The sequence below is a fragment of the Bradyrhizobium sp. S3.3.6 genome, from assembly GCF_040546905.1.
In the GTDB taxonomy this organism is placed as follows: domain Bacteria; phylum Pseudomonadota; class Alphaproteobacteria; order Rhizobiales; family Xanthobacteraceae; genus Bradyrhizobium; species Bradyrhizobium cytisi.
The window spans coordinates 657,063-675,439 of sequence record NZ_JBEPOT010000001.1; the positions used below are offsets into that span (position 1 = coordinate 657,063).

Consider the following 18,377-nt stretch of genomic DNA (forward strand, 5'->3'; position numbering starts at 1 on the left):
TCCGTCTCTGTGTCACTCTGTCTCCGTGTCGCCTCTGCCCTAGACCTTAATCGATTTTAACGATATCGCTGCCCTCAATGAGGGAAGCGTCATCCATCTTGCGCCGCGCGGGCTCGCGCGGGCTCGCGGTCATGCTGCTGGCAGCAGCAACCGTGCTGGCCGGCTGCGCCGGCGGCAACGCGCCCGCCAATTCCTACGCGATGGCGCCGAGCGCCGGCTCCGGGGCGACGGTCGCCTTCGAGTCGATCGACGGGCCGCCGCCGCAGGTGTTCGACCGCATGGTCGGCGTGCTCGACAGCGAATCCAAGCTTCGCAGTCTGTCCGTGGTCTCCCGCGAGGGGACGGCCGCCTACCGGGTGCGCAGCTACCTCTCCGCCCAGGTGGTGCGCGGCAAGACCGTGATCGCCTGGGTCTGGGACGTTTATGACGCCAACCAGCAGCGGGCGCTGCGTCTCTCCGGCGAGGAACCGACCGCGGCCAAGGGCGGCCGGGACGCGGCGCGTGATCCCTGGCAGGCGGCCGACGACCTCGTGCTGCGGAAGATCGCCCAGGCCGGATTCAGCGGACTTTCCAATATGATCAACGGAGCGCCGGCGGACTCGCCGGGCTCGGTTCCGGGCCTGCGCGGACCCGCCGTGGCAAGCGTGGCACCCGATTCTGGGGCGCCGGAGAGGCAGGCCTCGGCGCTCGGCTATGCCCAGCAATAACCACCGCTAAACCACGGGCCCAAGTACCAGCCAAGCCGTTGGCCCGACTCAGGATTTTCAGAGGGAAAACGTAGCATCCCGGGTTGCCATTGCGGGCTTCGGCCTGATATTTCCTCGCCCGTCGTAACCGTGCTGCCAGTGGGTATTCTCTGATGTTGAACGTCGTATCCAGCAAAGCGCGGGAGGAAGCGTCCATGTCGGCCAAAAACGGCTCCATCAAGCTCGTCGCCGGCAACTCCAATCCGGCTCTCGCGCAGGCCATCGCGCAGGGTCTCGACATGGCGCTGACCAAAGCGGTGGTCCGGCGCTTCGCCGACATGGAGATCTTCGTCGAGGTCCAGGAGAACATCCGCGGCTCGGATGCCTTCATCATTCAGTCGACCTCGTTTCCGGCGAACGACAATCTGATGGAGTTGCTGATCATCACCGACGCGCTGCGCCGCTCCTCGGCGCGCCGCATCACCGCAGTGATCCCCTATTTCGGCTACGCCAGGCAAGACCGCCGCTCCGGCTCGCGCACGCCGATCTCGGCCAAGCTCGTCGCCAATCTGATCACCCATGCCGGTGTCGACCGCGTCATGACGCTCGACCTGCATGCGGGCCAGATCCAGGGCTTCTTCGATATCCCGACCGACAATTTGTTCGCTGCCCCCCTGATGGTGCGCGACATCCGCGAACGTTTCGATCTCGGCAAGGTGATGGTGGTATCGCCCGACGTCGGCGGCGTGGCCCGCGCCCGCGGCCTCGCCAAGCGCATCAACACCCCGCTTGCCATCGTCGACAAGCGCCGTGAGCGTCCGGGCGAGTCCGAGGTCATGAACGTGATCGGCGACGTCGCCGGCTACAGCTGTATCCTGGTCGACGACATCGTCGACTCCGGTGGCACGCTGGTGAACGCAGCCGATGCGCTGATCGCCAAAGGCGCGAAGGACGTCTCCGCCTACATCACCCACGGCGTGCTCTCCGGCGGCGCGGCGGCCCGTATCGCCGGCTCGAAGCTGAAAGAGCTCGTCATCACCGACTCGATCCTGCCGACCGAAGCGGTGACCAAGGCCCCGAACATCCGGACGTTGCCGATCGCGAGCCTGATCTCCGACGCGATCGCGCGCACCGCGGCGGAAGAGTCGGTGTCGAGCCTGTTCGACTGACCTGGTTTTACGCTGTCCTGGGGTGGGCAAAGGCGCGACGCGCCGTGCCCACCTTTTTTCTTTTGCGACGCCGGCGGCGCCTCACGCCGCAAAGCCCGGCAGCACCACCTCCTTCATCAGCGCGAGCATCACTTCGGTCTGCTCCCGGCCGGATCGCTGATAGTTTCCGCAGTGGATCACCACGACGAGATCGCGCGCCGGCATCACGAACAGATATTGGCCACCCCAGCCGACACCGCCGAACCAATGCAGGGGTTGCGCCGTGACGAAATCGCCCATGTACCAGTGATAGCCGTAATCGCGGCCAACCCGGGTCGGGACGACCGGTGTGGTCACGCGCTTCACCCAGTCAGACGGAGCGACGGACTTTCCATTCCAGCTGCCGTCCGCCAGCATGAGCTGACCAATCTTGACGAGATCGCGCGGCAGGAGACGCGCCCCTGACGCCGCACGCGGTTCGCCGTCACGGCCAACGTTCCAGTCGGACGGACCAAAGCCGAGGGGATCGAACAGCACGCGGCGGCAATAGGCCGGCAGGGCTTCGCCGGTACCCCTGGCAATGAGCCGGCCCAGCAGCGCGGTCGCGCCGCCGCAATAAGTCCATTTCGCGCCTGGTTCGCCGACGATCGGTCGCTCCAGGATGAAGCGGTAGCGATCGGGCGCGGCTTCCATCGCCGTCTCGGCGTTGCGTGGATCGCCGTAAACAATTGCAAGCTCCTCCCATTCCAGGCCGAGCGTCATCGAGAGCACATGGTGGATGGTGAGCTTGTCGCGGCCGGGCTGCGCGGCGAGATCGGCATATTCCGGAAACTGCGCGTAGAGCTTTGCGTCAGGCGGCGGCACCTTGCCTTCCGCGAGCGCAATGCCATAGGCGAGACCGACGACGCTCTTCGAGACAGAGCGCAGATCGTGCAGCACGTCGGGACCAAAGACGACGTCGCCGAGCGGAGTGCCCAAGCGCTCGTCCGCGCCCCGGCCGTAATGCTCGAACACAAGCTTGCCGCCCTGGCTGACCAGGAGCACATGCAGACCGGGCACCTTTCCGGTCTGCATAAGCCCGGCGAGGCGCTCCGCCGCATCTGATGATGCGGCAATGGCGGGCACGGCCCATGGGAACGCAGATGGGAACGCACATGGCAGAGCAACGCTCACACCAAGGCCTGCCAGCAGATGACGACGGTTGAGATAAGCCATTGATCCTCTCCTCCGGAATTGGCTATTAACAGGTACCTTGTAATACACAGTACCTTGCTATATAAGCTCCCCCGAAAGCGGTGTAGTCAAGGAGGAAATGGCCGACTCGTCGAATCAGGTTCAGCTCAAGAAGGGTGCGCTGGAGCTCTGCGTGCTCGCCCTGCTCGCACGCGGCGAGAGCTATGCCTATGAGATCGCGAGCACGCTGTCGGCCGGCGTCGGCATGGGTGAAGGAACGATCTATCCGCTGATGCGGCGGATGCAGGATGATGGGCTGGTCGACACCCGCCTCGAGGAATCCAATAGCGGCCCGCCGCGCAAATATTACCGCCTGACGGCCGCCGGCCGCGCCGCCTTCACCGCGCAGAAGCGCGAATGGCGAAGCTTTTCGGATGCCGTGGACCGGTTGCTCGGAGACGCCAAATGAACCGCGCCGACTTCCTTCAGATGCTCGGCGATGGGCTCGCGGGACTGCCCGCGGCCGAGATCGACGACATCCTGGCCGACTACGCCGCCCATTTCGAGGAGGCCCGCGCCTCGGGGCGGACGGAGCAGGAGGTCGCCTCCGCGCTTGGCGACCCCAGACGGCTGGCACGCGAGCTGCGCGCCGAGACGGGATTGCGCCGGTGGGAGAACCATCACTCCTTCCGCAACTCCACGGCCGCGCTGTTCGCGCTCAGTGGCCTCGCCGTGGTCGACATCGTCCTGCTGCTGCCGCTGCTGCTCGCTGTGCTGCTGATCCTGCTCGTGATCGCCTTCGTGATGTGCGTGCTGGGAATCGTCGGCATCGGTTTGCTCATCAGCGTCTACAAGCATTCCGGCGACGGGCGGATTGTCGAGCTGATCTTGCGCGGGCTCGCAGGCGTCGCGCTGGTAACCACGGGCGCAGGGTTCGCTGCGTTGCTGGCGCTGGGACTCAATGCCGCCGTCCGGTGGCTCGGCAATTATGCCCGGCTGCATTACCGGCTGCTCAAGCCGGACCGGACCGAGCCGTGAGTTTCAGCCGGCTTCCGATCTTGCCGGCCGCCCCGTCTCAACACGGCCTCCTCCCGCCACCGACCTGATGAAACGGCGGCGGGATTGACGATCAGCGGCGTGTGAAGGGACAGTTACACAATCCCCGCCGCGACCTGGCCGCGCAGGCGCTCCAGGCCGTGCAACGTCTCCGCACAAGCGGCCGCGACCTCGACGCCCTTGATCGCAAAGTGCCTGCGGAAGAAATCGTAATGCACCTCAGTCTCGTGGAATTGCTGCGGCGTCAGCACGGCGGAGAACACCGGCACCTCGGTGCGAAGCTGCACGTCCATCAGCGCCTTGATCACGGTGTCGGCGACGAACTCGTGGCGATAGATGCCACCGTCAACGACAAGCCCGGCCGCGACGATCGCGGTGTAGCGCCGCGTCTTGGCGAGGACCTGCGCATGCAGCGGGATCTCGAACGAGCCCGGCACCTCGAACACGTCGACATGAGTGAGGTGGCGCGCCTCCGCCTCCCTCATGAAGGCGATGCGGGCCTCCGCGACCACGTCGCGGTGCCAGCAGGCCTGCACGAAGGCTACCCGCTGCGGTTTCGCAAAGCGCGGATACTCGGTCGCGGGGTCCTGTGGAACCGGCGGCGGTTGTGTCTGGGAGGTTTCGGTTTGGGGATATTGCAACATCTGATTCATGGCTTTCCTCAGTTAAGGACCAGAATCAGGGCACACGGAACGACAGACAGCCGCATCTTGCGATGCGTCTGCCACCGACCGTTCTCTTTCATCCGGACTTTAACCGTCGGCTTCGGAGTTGCACCGAATCTGCTGACCCTTCCCTTCAGCAAAACCTTGGGGAAGGCGCTCGCGGGCTTAGGCCTTTCGACCTTTACCGCCGGTGGGGACTTTCACCCCGCCCTGAGAACATCGGCCGCTCGGGATTGAGCGACCTGAGTGGAAATATGACGCCGGTCCGGCGCCGCAGCAAGCGTGTTCCGCATGGGAAAACCGCATGGTCCCATGCCGCCCATGGCGGGCTGGCCCTCGGGGGGCGGATTAACGGTACGCGGTCCGGGAGTCCGATTCCGGTTTGTTCTTTTCGTTAATAATTGTGGCCGAGATGAGCTGTGGACGAACGAGTCCTGGCTTGTGGACGGACTCGGCAGCCGGTTGCGCAGATTCCGCAAATCACATCAGTTGATCCGCGACAAGCCCGCGCTGATCCCGAGATCGCGAGAGCGACTCCAAAGGGATCGCCTTAACGACATTAAGGGAGCGCGCGCCGGACCAACCGCGTGCGTATCAAAGACAACAAGAAGGCAAGAGGTCGAGACGGCATGTCCCTGCTCGAAGGCACCATCGATTCCAAAAGCCACCCGCTCGCGGTGGTCGAGGATATCGCTGCCAGCAACAACTGGCCGTTCGAACGTTCCGGCGAAGACGAGCTGACCATTGTCTCGAAGGGGCAATGGACCGACTACCAGATCTCGTTCACCTGGATGGGCGAGATCGAAGCGCTGCATCTGGCTTGCGCTTTCGACATGAAGATTCCTGTTGCACGCAGAGGCGAGGTGCAGCGGCTCGTCGCCGCGGTCAACGAGCAATTGTGGATCGGCCATTTCGACCTGTGGACCAACACCGGCATGATCATGCACCGTCAGGCGCTGGTGCTGCCGGGCGGACTGACCGCCTCGACCGCGCAATGCGAAGCCATGCTCGCCGGCGCCATTCACGCCTGCGAACGCTATTTTCCGGCGTTCCAGTTCGTGGTGTGGGCTGGCAAGACGACCGCGCAGGCCATGGACGCCGCGATGTTCGATACGGCGGGTGAGGCGTAAGGCCGCGCCCTTCCTCTCCACCGTCGTCCCGGACAAGCGCAGCGAAGCGGAGCGCCGATCCGGGACCCATACCGCGTGATCTAGCTTTGTGGCACGCGGCTTGTTGCCAACACCTCGATCCACTAGAACCACTCGTGGGATATGGGTCCCGGCCCCCATGCGCAATTGCGCACTAGGCCGGGGACGACACCTTTGTTCATGGTGACCGCAGTGGCCAGCAGCAGCACTCTCCAAAACATCACCGGAACCATCCTGCTCGCCGGCGCCGGCAAGATGGGCGGCGCGATGCTGACCGGATGGCTGGCGGGCGGGCTCGATCCGCGCCGCGTTGCGGTGATCGATCCGCACATCTCGCCCGAGATCACCGCGCTGGCCGCCAAGGGCGTCGCGCTCAATCCTGATGTGAGGGCGGCAGGCCATGTCGAGACGATGGTCGTTGCGGTGAAGCCGCAGATGTTCCGCGAGGCCGGCGCCAAGCTGAAATCGTTCGTCTCGGAAAACACCTCGGTGGTCTCGATCATGGCGGGAACCACGATTGCCTCGCTCGAGGAGGTCTGCGGCGGCGCCGTGGTGCGCGCGATGCCGAACACGCCGGCCGCGATCGGCCGCGGCATCACGGTGGCCGTTGCTGCGAAGAACGTCAGCACCTCGCAGCGCGCGGTGGCCGATGCATTGCTGCGCGCCACCGGCTCGGTCGAATGGGTCGAGGATGAAAGCCTGATGGATGCCGTCACTGCCGTCTCCGGCTCCGGGCCCGCTTACGTGTTCCTGCTCGCCGAAGAGCTCGCACGCGCCGGCGTCGAAGCGGGCCTGCCCGAGGCGCTGGCGACAAAGCTCGCGCGGGAAACGGTCGCGGGCTCCGGCGAGCTGCTGCACCGGTCGGATCTTCCCTCCAGCACGCTGCGCCAGAACGTCACCTCGCCCGGCGGCACCACCGCCGCGGCGCTCGGCGTGCTGATGGGCGAGCCCGGCCTGCGCGATCTGATGATCCGCGCGATTGCGGCGGCGACGAAGCGGTCGAAGGAATTGGCGAAGTAGCGCGGCGCGCGCCGCTACGCTCCCAACCGCTTGTTGAACATCGCGACATTGACGAGCCCGCGCGCATGGCGGCCTTCGCCGAGCTTGCGCGTGCCCTCGAATGCCTCGACCTCGAAGCGGATGACGCGGCGCTCCACCGCGGTCACTTTCGCGGTGGTACGCACCGTCGCGCCGACGAGGGCAGCGGCGAGATGGCGGATGTCGACCTCGGTGCCGACAGTGACCCAGCCCGGCTGCAGCGCGGAGCGGATCGCATCGCCCGACGTCATCTCCATCTCCAGGATCATCATCGGTGTCGCATAGACCATCGGCATATCAGGCACGAAATGCCCAACCGTGCGCTCGGCCGGCACCACCAGCGTGCGCTCGGCGCTCATGCCGATTGTGATGAAGTCGCGTGCGTCCATGGGGCTTGCTCAGTGTCGTCCCGGACAAGCGAAGCGCAGATCCGGGACCCATAACCACAGGATCGAGTTTGGCGAAGACTCGGAGTTACCAGCTCGCCTCCACAACCACTCCCTGTGGTTATGGGTCCCGGCTTTCGCCGGGACGACGGCGGTGGATGCCGAACGAGCGCTGGCTACTTCTTCGCCGCCGCGGCGCGTTCCACAAAGGTCTTGCCGCCCTTCATCTTGTGGCGGAGCGGGGCTTCGTTGATCTGGATGACGACGGCATCGGCGTCGACGCCGAGATTCTTCACCAATGCCTGCGTGATGTCGCGCATCATGCCGGCCTTCTGCTCGTCGGTGCGGCCTTCGGCCATGCTGACGGTGATCTCAGGCATATTATCTCTCCCTCTCGCCTCTCCGTCATCGCCGGGCTTGTCCCGGCCATCCACGGACATCGCTATCAAACAAGACGTGGGTGCCCGGGACAAGCCCGGGCACGACGATCGAAACGAATGGCTAGCCCCAGCTGACGTCATGGCGCGCTAGCACCTCGCGCACTTTTGCGACGAGGTCGGCTTCGCTGCACGAGAACTGCGCGGGGCGCGTCTCGCGCCATTCCTGGTTGGAGGCGATGGCAGCGGCGGCCTTGGCGCCCTCGATCAGGTCCTTGATCTGCAGCTCGCCGCGCGCCTTTTCATCCGAACCCTGGATGACCACGCAGGGTGAGTTGCGGCGGTCGGCATACTTGAGCTGGTTGCCCATGTTCTTGGGATTGCCGAGATAGAGCTCGGCGCGGATGCCCGCGGTGCGCAAGCTTGCGACCATCTTCTGGTAGTCGGCGACGCGGTCGCGGTCGAACACGGTGACGACGACGGGGCCGACTTCGGGCCGCGTGTCGAGCTTGCCGAGCAGCGTCAGCGCGGCCTGGAGCCGCGACACGCCGATCGAGAAACCGGTCGCCGGCACCGGCTCGCCGCGGAAGCGCGAGACGAGGCCGTCGTAACGGCCGCCGCCGCCGACGGAGCCGAAGCGCACCGGGCGGCCCTTCTCGTCCTTGGTGTCGAGCAGCAGTTCGACCTCGTAGACGGGGCCGGTGTAGTATTCGAGGCCGCGCACGATTGAGTTGTCGAAACTGATGCGGTCCGTGCCATAACCCGACACGTGCACCAACCGACAAATCTCTTCAATTTCGTCCAATCCGCTCTGAAGCAGCGAATTATTGGATGCGAGGTAGCGCAGTCGAGCGACACGTTCGTGGTTTTCGATCTGGAGAAAGCCCTTCGTGTAATTCGGGATCTGCGCAGGTCCCAAATCAGCAAGCCCGTACTTTTGGTAGTAGGATTGCTCGGCAGTTAATCGCGGATGCGCGCCACCAATAAACCATAGCAGCATTTCGATTTGCTCGGGTGCGAGCTGTGCGCCTTTGGTAAAGTCGCCGGACTCATCCTTTCGGCCCGGCCCGAGTAGATCGCTGATGCCTGCCGCACCCAATCGGTCAACTTTATCCATCGCACGTAACGCGATAAGACGCCTTTCGGCGCTTTCGGTCGCGCCAAGCCCCGCAGCTTCGAGCACCCCATCGAGCACTTTGCGATTATTCACCTTCACCACATACTGGCCGCGCGCAACGCCGAGCGCTTCCATCGTGTCCGCGGCCATCATGCAGATCTCGGCATCCGCCGCCGGCGTCGCCGATCCGACCGTATCGGCGTCAAACTGCATGAACTGGCGGAAGCGGCCGGGGCCTGGCTTCTCGTTGCGGAAGACGTAGCCGACGCGGTAGCTGCGATAGGGGAGGACCAGGCCGTCGGTGCCGTAGCGCTCGCCGACATAGCGCGCGAGCGGCGCGGTCAGATCGTAGCGCAAGCTGATCCACTGCTCGTCATCGTCCTGGAACGAGAACACGCCCTCGTTCGGGCGGTCCTGGTCGGGCAGGAATTTGCCGAGCGCGTCGGTGTATTCCATCGCCGGCGTCTCCACCGGCTCGAACCCGTAGAGCTCGTAGACGGCGCGGATCTTCTCGACCATCTCGCGCGTCGCCCGGATCGCGGCGGGATCGCGATCCTCAAGCCCGCGCGGCAGACGCGCCTTCAGTTTCTGGGGTTTTTTGGGTTTTTCGGCCATGCGGGCGTTTACCAGCCGACGTGCGATGCGGCAACTGCCGGCTAATGGTGTTCCCCGGATGCTGCGCAGCGCGCCGCCTCTTGGCGGCGTGGTGCGCTGCTGATCCGGGGTCCATCCGCGGCGGCATGGGTCCCGGCTCTGCGGCGCACCGCTGAAGAAGCGCTGCGCCGCGTCCGGGACACGAGATCTCAAATCACCTTCTTGATCCAGCTGTGCGGATCGTTGGTGCGACCGTACTGGATGTCGACGAGCTGCTTGCGCAGGCCCATGGCGACGGGACCGGCAGCGCCGCCGCTGATCTCGAAATCGCCGCTCACCGAGCGCACCTTGCCGATCGGCGAGATCACGGCCGCGGTGCCGCAGGCGAAGGCTTCCTTCAGCTTGCCGCTCGCCGCATCCTTGCGCCACTGATCGATCGAATACGGCTCCTCGCGCACGGTCTTGCCGGCATCGCGGGCGAGCGTGATGATGGAGTCGCGGGTGATGCCGGGCAGGATGGTGCCGAGCGGCGGCGTCGACAGCGAGCCGTCCTCGAACACGAAGAACACGTTCATGCCGCCGAGCTCCTCGATGTAGCGGCGCTCGATCGCGTCGAGGAACACGACCTGATCGCAGCCGTGCTGGATCGCTTCGGCCTGCGCACGCAGGCTCGCCGCGTAATTGCCGCCGCATTTGACGGCGCCGGTGCCGCCCACCGCGGCACGCGTGTAATTCTCGGAGACCCAGATCGAGACCGGCGCGGGGCCGCCCTTGAAATAGGAGCCGACCGGCGAGGCGATCACCGCAAAGATGTATTCGGACGACGGCTTGACGCCGAGGAAGGTTTCGCTCGCGATCATGAAGGGGCGCAGATAAAGACTGCCCTCGCCGCCCGGGATCCAGGCGCGGTCGATGCGCACGACCTGCTCGACCGCCTCGATGAAGACGTCCTCGGGGAGCTGCGCCATCGCCATGCGATCAGCGGAGTCCTTGAAGCGCCGCGCATTGGCGTCGGGACGAAACAGATTCACCCCGCCGTCATCGCGCTTGTAGGCCTTGAGGCCTTCAAAGATCTCCTGGGCGTAGTGCAGGACCGCGCCGGCCGGATCGATCTGGAAATTGGCGCGGGCCTCGACGCGCGCCTCATACCAGCCGCCCTTGGCCTGGTTGTAGCGGACCACCGCCATGTGGTCGGTGAAAACGCGTCCGAAGCCGGGATCGACCAGCTTGGCGACCCGGTCCTTCTCAGGCGTCGGATTGGATGCGGGCTGGATGTCGAATTTCATGCTCATGTCCTTGGCTCCCGCTGCCGGTGGCTGCGCTGTTCCGGCGCCCGCCTGCCCGTTCCGGGCCCGGCTGACTTGATGTGGTTTCTGGCCGAACCACCGCCAGCCTTGTTACGGCCGGTTTCCGTGGCCAGCATGTCGGTCGAGGACATGCTTTTGCGGAAGGCGGAAGTCCAGTATGTTTTGCCGAAATGCCGCTCGACAATCGCACGGTAGATCTGATCCGGCCGTTGCCGCCTGTCCGGCTCGCTCCGGCCGCCCTTGAAAATGCCACCCGACACGAGACGATCTAAAATTTCGTGTGGGCCAATCGTTTTGTAACATTGAACCCAAGATACGTCAATATGCCTGACATAAATTTCGCGACTCCCTCTCAAGACGCTGCCGAGCCACGGCCGGCGGCAGGCGAAGGAGGCAATTTGCGCTGGGATATCATCGAGCTGCTGTTCTTCGCCTATCGCGATTTCGTCGGCGACCCCGACCAGGAGCTGGAGGCTTTTGGCTTCGGCCGGGCCCATCACCGGGTCATGCACTTCGTTTATCGCTATCCCGGCCTGAAGGTCGCCGACCTGCTCGACGTCCTGCGCATCACAAAACAATCGCTCGGCCGCGTGCTCAAGCAGCTCCTGGACGAGGGCTACATCTTGCAGAAGACCGGCGACAATGACCGCCGCCAGCGGCTGCTCTATGCGACGCCGAAGGGCGAGGCACTGGTGCAGAAGCTCGCCGGCCTGCAGACCACGCGCATCACCAAGGCGCTCGCCGAGCTGGCGCCGCAGGATGCCGAGACCGTCAAGCGTTTCCTGCGCGCGATGATCGACCGCGACGATCCGGACAAGGTGCTCGAGACGATCTTCGCCACCAGCCATCAAGACGAAAAGGAGTGACCGTGCCGCTCGCTGCCACGCTCGCCCGTCCGCCGGTAGAACCGGCTGACGACGCCCCGCATCTTCTGCTGGTCGACGACGATCGCCGCATCCGCGATCTCTTGTCGCGCTTCCTCGCGGCCGAAGGCTATCGCGTCACCACCGCTTCAAGCGCGGGTGATGCGCGTTCAAAGCTTTTGGGCCTGCATTTCGACTTGCTCATCCTCGACGTCATGATGCCCGGCGAGACCGGCTTCGATCTCGCCCGCTTCATCCGCACGTCCTCTTCGGTCCCGATCGTGATGCTGACGGCGCGCCATGAAGCCGAGGCCCGCATCGAGGGTCTTCAGATCGGCGCCGACGATTACGTGGCAAAGCCGTTCGAGCCGCGTGAGCTGGCACTGCGCATCAACAACATCCTCAAGCGCGCCGCGCCGCCGGCGCAGGCCGTGACGGTCGAGAAGATCGCATTCGGTCCGTACGTCTACCATCTCGATCGCGGCGAGTTGCGCCAGGGTGAGGAGGTCATCCACCTGACCGACCGCGAGCGCGAGATGCTGCGGATTCTCTCGGAGACGCCGGGCGAGACCGTGCCACGCAGTGCGCTGACCGGCAATGGCAGCGTCAACGAGCGCGCCGTCGACGTGCAGATCAACCGCCTCAGGCGAAAGATCGAAACCGATCCCGCCAATCCGCTGTTCCTTCAGGCGGTGCGCGGCATCGGCTATCGGCTGGTAGCCTCGCCATAAAAGCAGTGAAGCACGACCGATGAGCACGATCGATACCGGCCTGACGCTGCTCAAGAGCGCCGCCGGACGCGTCTCTGCCGCCAATGGCTGGATGGGCAACGCGTTCAAGGGCTGGATGCCGACCGGCCTCTATGCCCGCGCACTGCTGATCATGATCGTGCCGATGGTGATCCTGCAATCGGTCGTCGCCTTCGTGTTCATGGAGCGGCACTGGAACACGGTGACACGCCGGCTGTCGGCCGCGGTGGTGCAGGACATCGCCGGGCTGATCGACGTCTACAAGGGCTATCCGCAGGACAAGGACCGCGACCAGATCCGCCGCATCGCGCAGCAGCGCCTCGGTCTCGTCGTCGACTTCCTGCCGGCCGGCGACATGCCGCCGCCGGGACCAAAGCCGTTCTTCTCGCTGCTCGACCAGACGCTGTCGGTGCAGCTCGGCCGCCAGATCGGGCGCTCGTTCTGGATCGATACGGTCGGCCGCTCCAACCTCGTCGAGATCCGCATCCAGCTCGACGATGCCGTGATGCGCGTGTTCGCGCAGCGCAGCGCCGCCTACGCCTCGAACTCGGAAATCTTCCTGTTCTGGATGGTCGGGACATCGTCGATCCTGCTGATCGTGTCGGTGCTGTTCCTGCGCAACCAGATCAAGCCGATCCTGCGGCTTGCGGACGCCGCGGAAAGTTTCGGCAAGGGCCGCGAGGCGCCGAACTTCAGGCCGCGCGGCGCGCGCGAGGTGCGGCGCGCGGCGGGCGCCTTCCTCGAGATGAAGTCGCGCATCGAACGTGCGATGGAGCAGCGCACCGCGATGCTTGCCGGCGTCAGCCACGACCTGCGCACCATCCTCACCCGCTTCAAGCTCGAGCTGGCGCTGATCGGCGACAGCCCCGAGATGGAGGGCATGCGCAAGGACGTCGACGAGATGTCGATGATGCTTGAGGATTACCTTGCGTTCGCCCGCGGCGATTCCGGCGAGCAGTCGCAGCCGACCGACATGGCCCAGGCACTCGAGGAGCTGCGCAGCGATGCCGAACGCCACGGCCACATCGCGACCGTGACATTCAGCGGCCTGCCCGTGGTGACGGTGAAGCCGGCCTCGTTCAAGCGCTGCCTCGCCAATCTCGTCACCAATGCGGCGCGCTACGGCAAGGCGATCGCCATCTCCGGCCAGCGCGATCACCGCTACCTCACCGTGACCGTCGACGACGACGGCCCCGGCATTCCCGTCCATCTGCGCGAGGAAGTGTTCAAGCCGTTCCTGCGGCTCGACAACGCCCGCAACCAGGACGAAGGCGGCACGGGCTTAGGCCTAGCCATCGCCCGCGACATTGCCCGCTCGCATGGCGGCGACATCACGCTCGGCGACAGCCCGATGGGCGGATTAAGGGCGAGCGTGCGGATTCCGGTGTAGCTGCAGCAGCCCCCCGCCTACTTCGGCAGCAGCGCTTTCAGCTTATCGACATCGCGGACGTTCATCTTGAAGCCGCCGGGCATCACGATGTCGCCGGGCTTCTGGTCCGGCTTGCAGGCGCCGAGCCATTTCGCTTCGAGCGTCATGATGGAGTCACGCCCCGCGGCGCCGACCGCGCCACCTTGCGCATGCGACGAGGTCTTCACCGTGTAGGCCGAATTGAAATCGCCGGTGATCTCGGCGTGCGACGTCGTGGACATGCCGGCGACGCTGCACTCGGAATCGCTGACATAGCCGGTGGCGGTCTTCTTGACGTCCTGCTTGGAGCAGGCCTGCTTGGCCATCGGCGAGATGTTGCTGTTCATCTCCTTGTCGACAGCCTCGTCGGTGCAGTGCTGCATGGTCATTTCCGGCATCGCCGAGCCGGTCCTGACCATCTTCAATTCCCAGAGACCGGCCTTGCGTACCGGCAAATCGTCGGCCGAGGCGCTAACCGCCGACAACCCGAGACAAGCGACTGATCCGAGCAAAGCAAGCTTGCGCGTCATGCGAGGGACTCCGGCTGAGATGTCGTGGCGCAACCTCTGGCGTCCCGAAACGCCTCAGTAGAGCGTGCGGATCGGACGATCGGCGGCGCCATAAGGCACCCAGCGGCAGGCAAAGGAGAGGTAGCCGCCCTCGTAGGCCTGCACGGCGAGGAATTTCACCACCTTGCCATAGCGCGCACAATGATCCACCGCGACCTGGCGCGCATCGGTCTGCGTCGCCATGGAATAGGCGATGATACCGCCGGTGTCGTTGCCCTTGAAGGGCGGCACCGGAAGGATGTCGGCGCGCGCCGACTGGCTCGCCATGATCCCCAAGGCAAGAAGGCCCGCGGCTGCAATGATTCGCATTCCCGTCACTCCGATTGGCTGGCATCACTTTACGGTGCCGGACCGCCGCTGAAAAGAACGGATAGGCCGTTGGCTGCGACCTTATGGTCAACTCGTGGCCGAGTGTTGCCGCGCTGCACTTGACCTCTCCCGCCCTTCGCGTCACCGTCCTGCCTTCGCGGATCATGCTGTCTGGATTGCCCATGCGCGCCTCAACCTCCCTGAAATCGCTTCGCCTTGCCGCCGTTCTCGGCCTCATGTTCGGAGCGCTGTCGCTCGGTGAGGCAAGGGCCGCCAATCCGCTGGAGCTGAATTTCTGGCTGAGCGGGCCCCGTTATGACGGCAACGTCGCCGATTGCGAGAAGGCACTGCCGACGATCGCGAACCAGTTCTGGGAGAAGGAAAGCTCGTTCTGGAATTCGCCTTTGAAGATCGAGGGCTTTTCGGCCGTTCACGAGACCGCGTTCCGGCCTTGGGCGTCCGACAACATTCCGCGCCGCTACTGCACCGGCGAGGCCATGCTCAACGACGGCAAGATGCGCAGGGTGCACTTCTCGATCGTCGAGGACGGCGGCTTTGCCGGTTACGGCCAGGGCGTGGAATGGTGCGTGGTCGGGCTCGATCGCAACTGGGCCTACAATCCGGCCTGCCGCGCCGCCAAGCCTTAAGTCGAAGATCCCTGATTCGAACCGATCCAGCCGCCGATCGACGGCCGCCTGAATTTTGTTCTTGAAATGTTCTTGTTGCCTGCTAGGCTTATTGCACAGTCTAGTTGAGGGACGTCGCCATGTTTCATTTTAGATTGCATTCGCTCTCCCGCCTTGTGATCTCATTGACCCTTGCCGCGGGGCTGATCGCGCTGGCCGGCGGCGCGAAGGCGCAGGACAAACGGCAGAACGCGCCGGGCGAATTCGATTTCTATGTGCTGTCGCTATCCTGGTCACCGTCCTTCTGTGAGGAAGCGGCCGAGCGCGGCCGCGGCGGGGGGCGCTCGAATATCCAGTGCGAGGGACGGCCTTATTCCTTCGTGGTGCACGGGCTGTGGCCGCAATATGAGAACGGCTTTCCGGAATATTGCCAGCGGCCGTCGCCGCGGCTGAACCGCAACATCGTCTCCTCGATGCTCGATCTGATGCCGGCGCCGGGGCTGATCTTCAACGAATGGGACAAGCACGGCACCTGCTCGGGGCTGACCGACCGCAACTACTTCGAGACGATCCGCAGGGCGCGCGCCGCGATCAAGATTCCGGCCGAATATCTCGATTTGTCGCAGGCCAAGACCGTGGCGCCGGGCGAGGTGGAAGAAGCCTTCGTCAAGGCCAATCCGGGCCTGAGCAACGCAGCCGTCTCGGTCACCTGCAACCGCACCCGGCTCTCCGAGGTCCGCATCTGCCTCAGCAAGGATTTGCAGTTCCGCGCCTGCGAAGAACTCGACCGCCGCGCCTGCCGACGCGACCAGGTGACGATGCCGCCGATCAGGGGTGGGTAGTTCAGGCTGTCGTGCCTCTTTGCTCAAGCCATCGCGTGGCGTAGTGCTCTTGCATGAACTATCGTCACGCCTTTCACGCCGGCAACTTCGCCGATGTCATCAAGCACATCGTGCTGGCGCGCATCCTGACCTATTTGCAGGACAAGCCGGCCGCCTTCCGCGTCATCGACACCCATGCGGGTGCCGGCCTCTATGATCTCGACAGCGACGAGGCCCGCCGCAGCGGCGAGTGGCTGACGGGAATCGCGCGGCTGATGCAGGCGCGCCTTTCGAACGAGACCGTCGCGCTGACCAAGCCGTACATGGACATCGTCCGCGCCTTCAATCCGAAGGGCGAGCTCAAGGCCTATCCGGGCTCGCCCTTGATCGCGCGCGGCCTGATGCGGCCGCAAGATCGCCTTGTGGCCTGCGAGCTCGAGCCGAAGGCACGCAAGGCGCTGATCGGCGTGTTGCGGCGGGACGAACAGGCCCGCGTGGTCGATCTCGACGGCTGGATGGCGCTGCCCGCGTTCGTGCCGCCGAAGGAGCGGCGCGGGCTCGTGCTGATCGACCCGCCGTTTGAGGCGAAAGACGAGTTCGAGAGACTGGGCGAGGCCTTCTCCACCGCTTATGCGAAATGGCCAACCGGTATCTATGTAATCTGGTATCCCGCCAAGAGCCGGCGCGCCACCGACGCGCTGGCGCAACTGGTGGCGCGGACCGCGGCTGCAGCAAAGACTCCGGGAAAATGTCTGCGGCTCGAATTCAGCGCCGCGCCGCAGATGGACGGCGCACCTCTCACGTCCGCCGGGCTGTTGATCGTCAATCCGCCCTATACGCTGCAGGGCGAGCTCAAGACGATCCTGCCCGAGCTGGAAATGCCGCTCGGCCAAGGCGGCGCTGCCAGATTCCGATTGGAAGTACCAAAGCCTTACCCCTAAAGCGCCGCCATTCTTGGGAAAAAGATGCAGTAGCGGTAGTCAATCTGCAAAGAACCGTATTATGCTGTTGGCGTGACTGGCTTTACGTTCCGCTTCCGCGAATGGTTGCGGCGGAGTGAAGGCCTAACAAAGATCCAGTCGGACCGAAGGGTCTGCCCAAGGATGGCCAGCTCTCCCGGGCTACGTGATGCCCGGTCATGTCGCGACGCGCGTCTGCGTTGCGACGGAGGAGCAATGAGGGGGAGTTTCCCGATGGCCAATACGGGAACGGTTAAGTTCTTCAACGGCGAGCGCGGCTACGGCTTCATCAAGCCGGACGACGGCGGTCGCGATGTCTTCGTTCACATCACCGCGGTGGAGCGGGCGGGACTGAAGGACCTTGCCGAAGGACAGCGTATCACATTCGAAGTCGAACCGGACAAGAAGGGGAAGGGGCCGAAGGCGGTCAATCTCGTGATACTTTCGTAGCGGACCTGCCCCAAGAAGCCTGGCGCAAAAAAGTCCCGGCCGCGAGCGGCCGGGAGGCTCTAGTCCGGTATTTTCTTATTTGGCTATCAGAAGTGATAGTTCACGCCTGCGCGAACAACGCTGGCGCTATAGCCGTTTGACACGCCTGTAATTGCGAACTGGCTCGACGACAGATCGATGTAGAGATATTCGAGCTTCGCGCTCCAGTTCGGCGCGAAGCCGACTTCCGCGCCGACGCCAGCGGTCCAGCCGGCGGTGGTGTGCGATTCCGTCCAGCCGAAGGTCTGCGCGCGCAGCTCGCCGAAGGCGAGGCCGGCGGTGCCGTAGAACAGGATGTTGCTGAAGGCATAGCCGGCGCGACCACGCAGTGTGCCGAACCAGGGATTGGAGAACTTCCACGGCGCAAAAGTGTCGTCGGCGCCTGCGGCCTGGATGTCGCCCTCGACACCGAACACCCACGGGCCGTTCTGGAAATTGTAGCCGGCCTGCACGCCGCCGACGAAGCCGGAGGGCTTCACGGGCGTGTTGCTCACCGAGCCCCATTCATAGCCGAGATTGGCGCCGAGGTACGGGCCGGCCCAGCTGTAGCCATTGAGCGGCTGATTGACCGTATAGGGCGCACGCTGCCCGTAACTGAGATCGGCGGCCCCTGCCGAAGCCGCCCAGCCGGCTGCAACCAACGCGGCTGCACCCACAACGAGCCCCTTCATCACACACTCCAACGCAACTGCCGCAACCGGGTGCGAGGCCCGCGCCGTCGCGCAAGGCCAAACCGCATGGTTACGGAACCACCACTTTTTCGCGTAAGATTTATCGAGAGTTTTAAGTTAAAGGGCTGTTAAGACCCGTTACCGCGCTGTTAACAGACTTAAGGAAGCGTTACCGGGAGCTGCGCTGCCATTCTGTGCGTGCGGCACGGCCGGAACTT

At 64.5% G+C, this 18,377-nt stretch carries 21 protein-coding genes, 1 pseudogene and 1 riboswitch; of the genes and pseudogenes, 13 read left to right on the forward strand and 9 right to left on the reverse strand.

Going from position 1 to position 18,377, the window contains the following annotated elements:
* Nucleotides 1-77: 77 nt before the first annotated feature.
* Nucleotides 78-707 carry a hypothetical protein gene (locus ABID59_RS03165; protein WP_354082413.1) on the forward strand — a complete coding sequence of 210 codons (630 nt, stop codon included), beginning with the start codon at nt 78-80 and terminating at the stop codon, nt 705-707.
* A gap of 194 nt (nt 708-901) precedes the next feature.
* On the forward strand, nt 902-1,855 hold the full coding sequence (locus tag ABID59_RS03170) for a ribose-phosphate pyrophosphokinase (protein WP_187434825.1): 954 nt from the start codon (nt 902-904) through the stop codon (nt 1,853-1,855).
* Between the two features lie 81 nt (nt 1,856-1,936).
* Here the strand turns inward: ABID59_RS03170 and ABID59_RS03175 are convergent, their stop codons facing one another.
* Nucleotides 1,937-3,049 (reverse strand): serine hydrolase domain-containing protein, encoded by a 1,113-nt coding sequence (locus tag ABID59_RS03175; RefSeq protein ID WP_354082414.1) that lies wholly within the window; start codon nt 3,047-3,049, stop codon nt 1,937-1,939.
* A gap of 97 nt (nt 3,050-3,146) precedes the next feature.
* Between ABID59_RS03175 and ABID59_RS03180 the strand changes: the two genes are divergently transcribed.
* Together ABID59_RS03180 and ABID59_RS03185 are read left to right on the forward strand one after the other, a co-directional pair.
* A complete protein-coding gene (locus ABID59_RS03180; protein ID WP_148751124.1) occupies nt 3,147-3,476 on the forward strand; it encodes a PadR family transcriptional regulator in 330 nt (109 codons plus the stop codon).
* Complete coding sequence (locus ABID59_RS03185; RefSeq protein ID WP_354032991.1) at nt 3,473-4,045, forward strand: DUF1700 domain-containing protein; 573 nt, start codon at nt 3,473-3,475, stop codon at nt 4,043-4,045. The genes ABID59_RS03180 and ABID59_RS03185 overlap by 4 nt, the downstream gene beginning before the upstream one ends.
* A gap of 113 nt (nt 4,046-4,158) precedes the next feature.
* Here ABID59_RS03185 and ABID59_RS03190 read toward each other — a convergent pair whose 3' ends face one another.
* Nucleotides 4,159-4,716, reverse strand: a complete 558-nt coding sequence (locus ABID59_RS03190; protein ID WP_354082415.1) for a 6,7-dimethyl-8-ribityllumazine synthase — start codon at nt 4,714-4,716, stop codon at nt 4,159-4,161.
* 76 nt (nt 4,717-4,792) lie between these two features.
* Nucleotides 4,793-4,950, reverse strand: a riboswitch (FMN riboswitch).
* 407 nt (nt 4,951-5,357) lie between these two features.
* Between ABID59_RS03190 and ABID59_RS03195 the strand changes: the two genes are divergently transcribed.
* Together ABID59_RS03195 and proC are read left to right on the forward strand one after the other, a co-directional pair.
* A complete protein-coding gene (locus ABID59_RS03195) occupies nt 5,358-5,858 on the forward strand; it encodes a type III secretion system chaperone family protein (RefSeq protein ID WP_148751121.1) in 501 nt (166 codons plus the stop codon).
* Nucleotides 5,859-6,056: 198 nt separating this feature from the next.
* The gene (gene proC, locus ABID59_RS03200; RefSeq protein ID WP_354082416.1) at nt 6,057-6,896 is read left to right on the forward strand and encodes a pyrroline-5-carboxylate reductase; all 840 of its coding nucleotides are present in this window, start codon (nt 6,057-6,059) and stop codon (nt 6,894-6,896) included.
* Nucleotides 6,897-6,910: 14 nt separating this feature from the next.
* On the opposite strand, the gene ABID59_RS03205 is transcribed toward proC, so the two are convergent.
* The 4 genes and pseudogenes from ABID59_RS03205 to ABID59_RS03220 all read right to left on the reverse strand — a co-directional run bounded on the left by ABID59_RS03205 (nt 6,911) and on the right by ABID59_RS03220 (nt 10,680).
* On the reverse strand, nt 6,911-7,303 hold the full coding sequence (locus tag ABID59_RS03205; protein WP_354082417.1) for a thioesterase family protein: 393 nt from the start codon (nt 7,301-7,303) through the stop codon (nt 6,911-6,913).
* A 173-nt stretch (nt 7,304-7,476) separates the two neighbouring features.
* Complete coding sequence (locus ABID59_RS03210) at nt 7,477-7,680, reverse strand: tautomerase family protein (RefSeq protein WP_008144861.1); 204 nt, start codon at nt 7,678-7,680, stop codon at nt 7,477-7,479.
* 121 nt (nt 7,681-7,801) lie between these two features.
* Nucleotides 7,802-9,475 (reverse strand): annotated as a pseudogene (gene hisS, locus ABID59_RS03215) (histidine--tRNA ligase); the annotation flags it as partial.
* Nucleotides 9,476-9,597: 122 nt separating this feature from the next.
* Nucleotides 9,598-10,680, reverse strand: coding sequence for a branched-chain amino acid aminotransferase (locus ABID59_RS03220; RefSeq protein ID WP_354082418.1), 1,083 nt, complete (start codon nt 10,678-10,680; stop codon nt 9,598-9,600).
* A 338-nt stretch (nt 10,681-11,018) separates the two neighbouring features.
* Between ABID59_RS03220 and ABID59_RS03225 the strand changes: the two genes are divergently transcribed.
* Genes ABID59_RS03225 through ABID59_RS03235 form a run of 3 tightly spaced genes read left to right on the forward strand, consistent with a single transcriptional unit; the run spans nt 11,019 to nt 13,697 of the window.
* The gene (locus ABID59_RS03225) at nt 11,019-11,561 is read left to right on the forward strand and encodes a MarR family winged helix-turn-helix transcriptional regulator (RefSeq protein WP_187434824.1); all 543 of its coding nucleotides are present in this window, start codon (nt 11,019-11,021) and stop codon (nt 11,559-11,561) included.
* A complete protein-coding gene (locus tag ABID59_RS03230) occupies nt 11,558-12,289 on the forward strand; it encodes a response regulator (protein ID WP_148751115.1) in 732 nt (243 codons plus the stop codon). The genes ABID59_RS03225 and ABID59_RS03230 overlap by 4 nt, the downstream gene beginning before the upstream one ends.
* A 19-nt stretch (nt 12,290-12,308) precedes the next feature.
* Nucleotides 12,309-13,697 carry an ATP-binding protein gene (locus tag ABID59_RS03235; RefSeq protein ID WP_148751114.1) on the forward strand — a complete coding sequence of 463 codons (1,389 nt, stop codon included), beginning with the start codon at nt 12,309-12,311 and terminating at the stop codon, nt 13,695-13,697.
* Nucleotides 13,698-13,714: 17 nt separating this feature from the next.
* Here the strand turns inward: ABID59_RS03235 and ABID59_RS03240 are convergent, their stop codons facing one another.
* Nucleotides 13,715-14,245 (reverse strand): DUF3617 domain-containing protein, encoded by a 531-nt coding sequence (locus ABID59_RS03240; RefSeq protein ID WP_354082419.1) that lies wholly within the window; start codon nt 14,243-14,245, stop codon nt 13,715-13,717.
* 54 nt (nt 14,246-14,299) lie between these two features.
* Nucleotides 14,300-14,593, reverse strand: coding sequence for a hypothetical protein (locus ABID59_RS03245; RefSeq protein ID WP_148751112.1), 294 nt, complete (start codon nt 14,591-14,593; stop codon nt 14,300-14,302).
* A gap of 182 nt (nt 14,594-14,775) precedes the next feature.
* Here ABID59_RS03245 and ABID59_RS03250 point away from each other — a divergent pair, with 182 nt between their 5' ends.
* The 4 genes from ABID59_RS03250 (at nt 14,776) to ABID59_RS03265 (ending at nt 17,449) form a co-directional block, all read left to right on the forward strand.
* Complete coding sequence (locus tag ABID59_RS03250; protein WP_148751111.1) at nt 14,776-15,240, forward strand: hypothetical protein; 465 nt, start codon at nt 14,776-14,778, stop codon at nt 15,238-15,240.
* A gap of 119 nt (nt 15,241-15,359) precedes the next feature.
* Nucleotides 15,360-16,061 carry a ribonuclease T2 family protein gene (locus tag ABID59_RS03255; RefSeq protein ID WP_354032984.1) on the forward strand — a complete coding sequence of 234 codons (702 nt, stop codon included), beginning with the start codon at nt 15,360-15,362 and terminating at the stop codon, nt 16,059-16,061.
* Between the two features lie 53 nt (nt 16,062-16,114).
* Nucleotides 16,115-16,981, forward strand: a complete 867-nt coding sequence (locus ABID59_RS03260) for a 23S rRNA (adenine(2030)-N(6))-methyltransferase RlmJ (protein WP_354082420.1) — start codon at nt 16,115-16,117, stop codon at nt 16,979-16,981.
* A 252-nt stretch (nt 16,982-17,233) separates the two neighbouring features.
* Nucleotides 17,234-17,449 carry a cold-shock protein gene (locus tag ABID59_RS03265; protein WP_027534220.1) on the forward strand — a complete coding sequence of 72 codons (216 nt, stop codon included), beginning with the start codon at nt 17,234-17,236 and terminating at the stop codon, nt 17,447-17,449.
* Nucleotides 17,450-17,535: 86 nt separating this feature from the next.
* Here the strand turns inward: ABID59_RS03265 and ABID59_RS03270 are convergent, their stop codons facing one another.
* Nucleotides 17,536-18,159, reverse strand: a complete 624-nt coding sequence (locus ABID59_RS03270; protein WP_148751108.1) for an outer membrane protein — start codon at nt 18,157-18,159, stop codon at nt 17,536-17,538.
* Between the last annotated feature and the right edge of the window lie 218 nt (nt 18,160-18,377).

What these genes read in the sequence shown, in the direction of transcription:
- ABID59_RS03185 (WP_354032991.1), top strand. Translation starts at nt 3,473, where the DNA reads ATGAACCGCGCCGACTTCCTTCAGATGCTCGGCGATGGGCTCGCGGGA.
- ABID59_RS03260 (WP_354082420.1), top strand. Translation starts at nt 16,115, where the DNA reads ATGAACTATCGTCACGCCTTTCACGCCGGCAACTTCGCCGATGTCATC.
- ABID59_RS03210 (WP_008144861.1), bottom strand. Translation starts at nt 7,680, where the DNA reads ATGCCTGAGATCACCGTCAGCATGGCCGAAGGCCGCACCGACGAGCAG.
- ABID59_RS03250 (WP_148751111.1), top strand. Translation starts at nt 14,776, where the DNA reads ATGCGCGCCTCAACCTCCCTGAAATCGCTTCGCCTTGCCGCCGTTCTC.
- ABID59_RS03170 (WP_187434825.1), top strand. Translation starts at nt 902, where the DNA reads ATGTCGGCCAAAAACGGCTCCATCAAGCTCGTCGCCGGCAACTCCAAT.
- ABID59_RS03180 (WP_148751124.1), top strand. Translation starts at nt 3,147, where the DNA reads ATGGCCGACTCGTCGAATCAGGTTCAGCTCAAGAAGGGTGCGCTGGAG.
- ABID59_RS03240 (WP_354082419.1), bottom strand. Translation starts at nt 14,245, where the DNA reads ATGACGCGCAAGCTTGCTTTGCTCGGATCAGTCGCTTGTCTCGGGTTG.
- ABID59_RS03195 (WP_148751121.1), top strand. Translation starts at nt 5,358, where the DNA reads ATGTCCCTGCTCGAAGGCACCATCGATTCCAAAAGCCACCCGCTCGCG.
- ABID59_RS03255 (WP_354032984.1), top strand. Translation starts at nt 15,360, where the DNA reads ATGTTTCATTTTAGATTGCATTCGCTCTCCCGCCTTGTGATCTCATTG.
- ABID59_RS03265 (WP_027534220.1), top strand. Translation starts at nt 17,234, where the DNA reads ATGGCCAATACGGGAACGGTTAAGTTCTTCAACGGCGAGCGCGGCTAC.
- ABID59_RS03175 (WP_354082414.1), bottom strand. Translation starts at nt 3,049, where the DNA reads ATGGCTTATCTCAACCGTCGTCATCTGCTGGCAGGCCTTGGTGTGAGC.
- proC (WP_354082416.1), top strand. Translation starts at nt 6,057, where the DNA reads ATGGTGACCGCAGTGGCCAGCAGCAGCACTCTCCAAAACATCACCGGA.
- ABID59_RS03165 (WP_354082413.1), top strand. Translation starts at nt 78, where the DNA reads ATGAGGGAAGCGTCATCCATCTTGCGCCGCGCGGGCTCGCGCGGGCTC.
- ABID59_RS03270 (WP_148751108.1), bottom strand. Translation starts at nt 18,159, where the DNA reads ATGAAGGGGCTCGTTGTGGGTGCAGCCGCGTTGGTTGCAGCCGGCTGG.
- ABID59_RS03245 (WP_148751112.1), bottom strand. Translation starts at nt 14,593, where the DNA reads ATGCGAATCATTGCAGCCGCGGGCCTTCTTGCCTTGGGGATCATGGCG.
- ABID59_RS03225 (WP_187434824.1), top strand. Translation starts at nt 11,019, where the DNA reads ATGCCTGACATAAATTTCGCGACTCCCTCTCAAGACGCTGCCGAGCCA.
- ABID59_RS03205 (WP_354082417.1), bottom strand. Translation starts at nt 7,303, where the DNA reads ATGGACGCACGCGACTTCATCACAATCGGCATGAGCGCCGAGCGCACG.
- ABID59_RS03220 (WP_354082418.1), bottom strand. Translation starts at nt 10,680, where the DNA reads ATGAGCATGAAATTCGACATCCAGCCCGCATCCAATCCGACGCCTGAG.
- ABID59_RS03190 (WP_354082415.1), bottom strand. Translation starts at nt 4,716, where the DNA reads ATGAATCAGATGTTGCAATATCCCCAAACCGAAACCTCCCAGACACAA.
- ABID59_RS03235 (WP_148751114.1), top strand. Translation starts at nt 12,309, where the DNA reads ATGAGCACGATCGATACCGGCCTGACGCTGCTCAAGAGCGCCGCCGGA.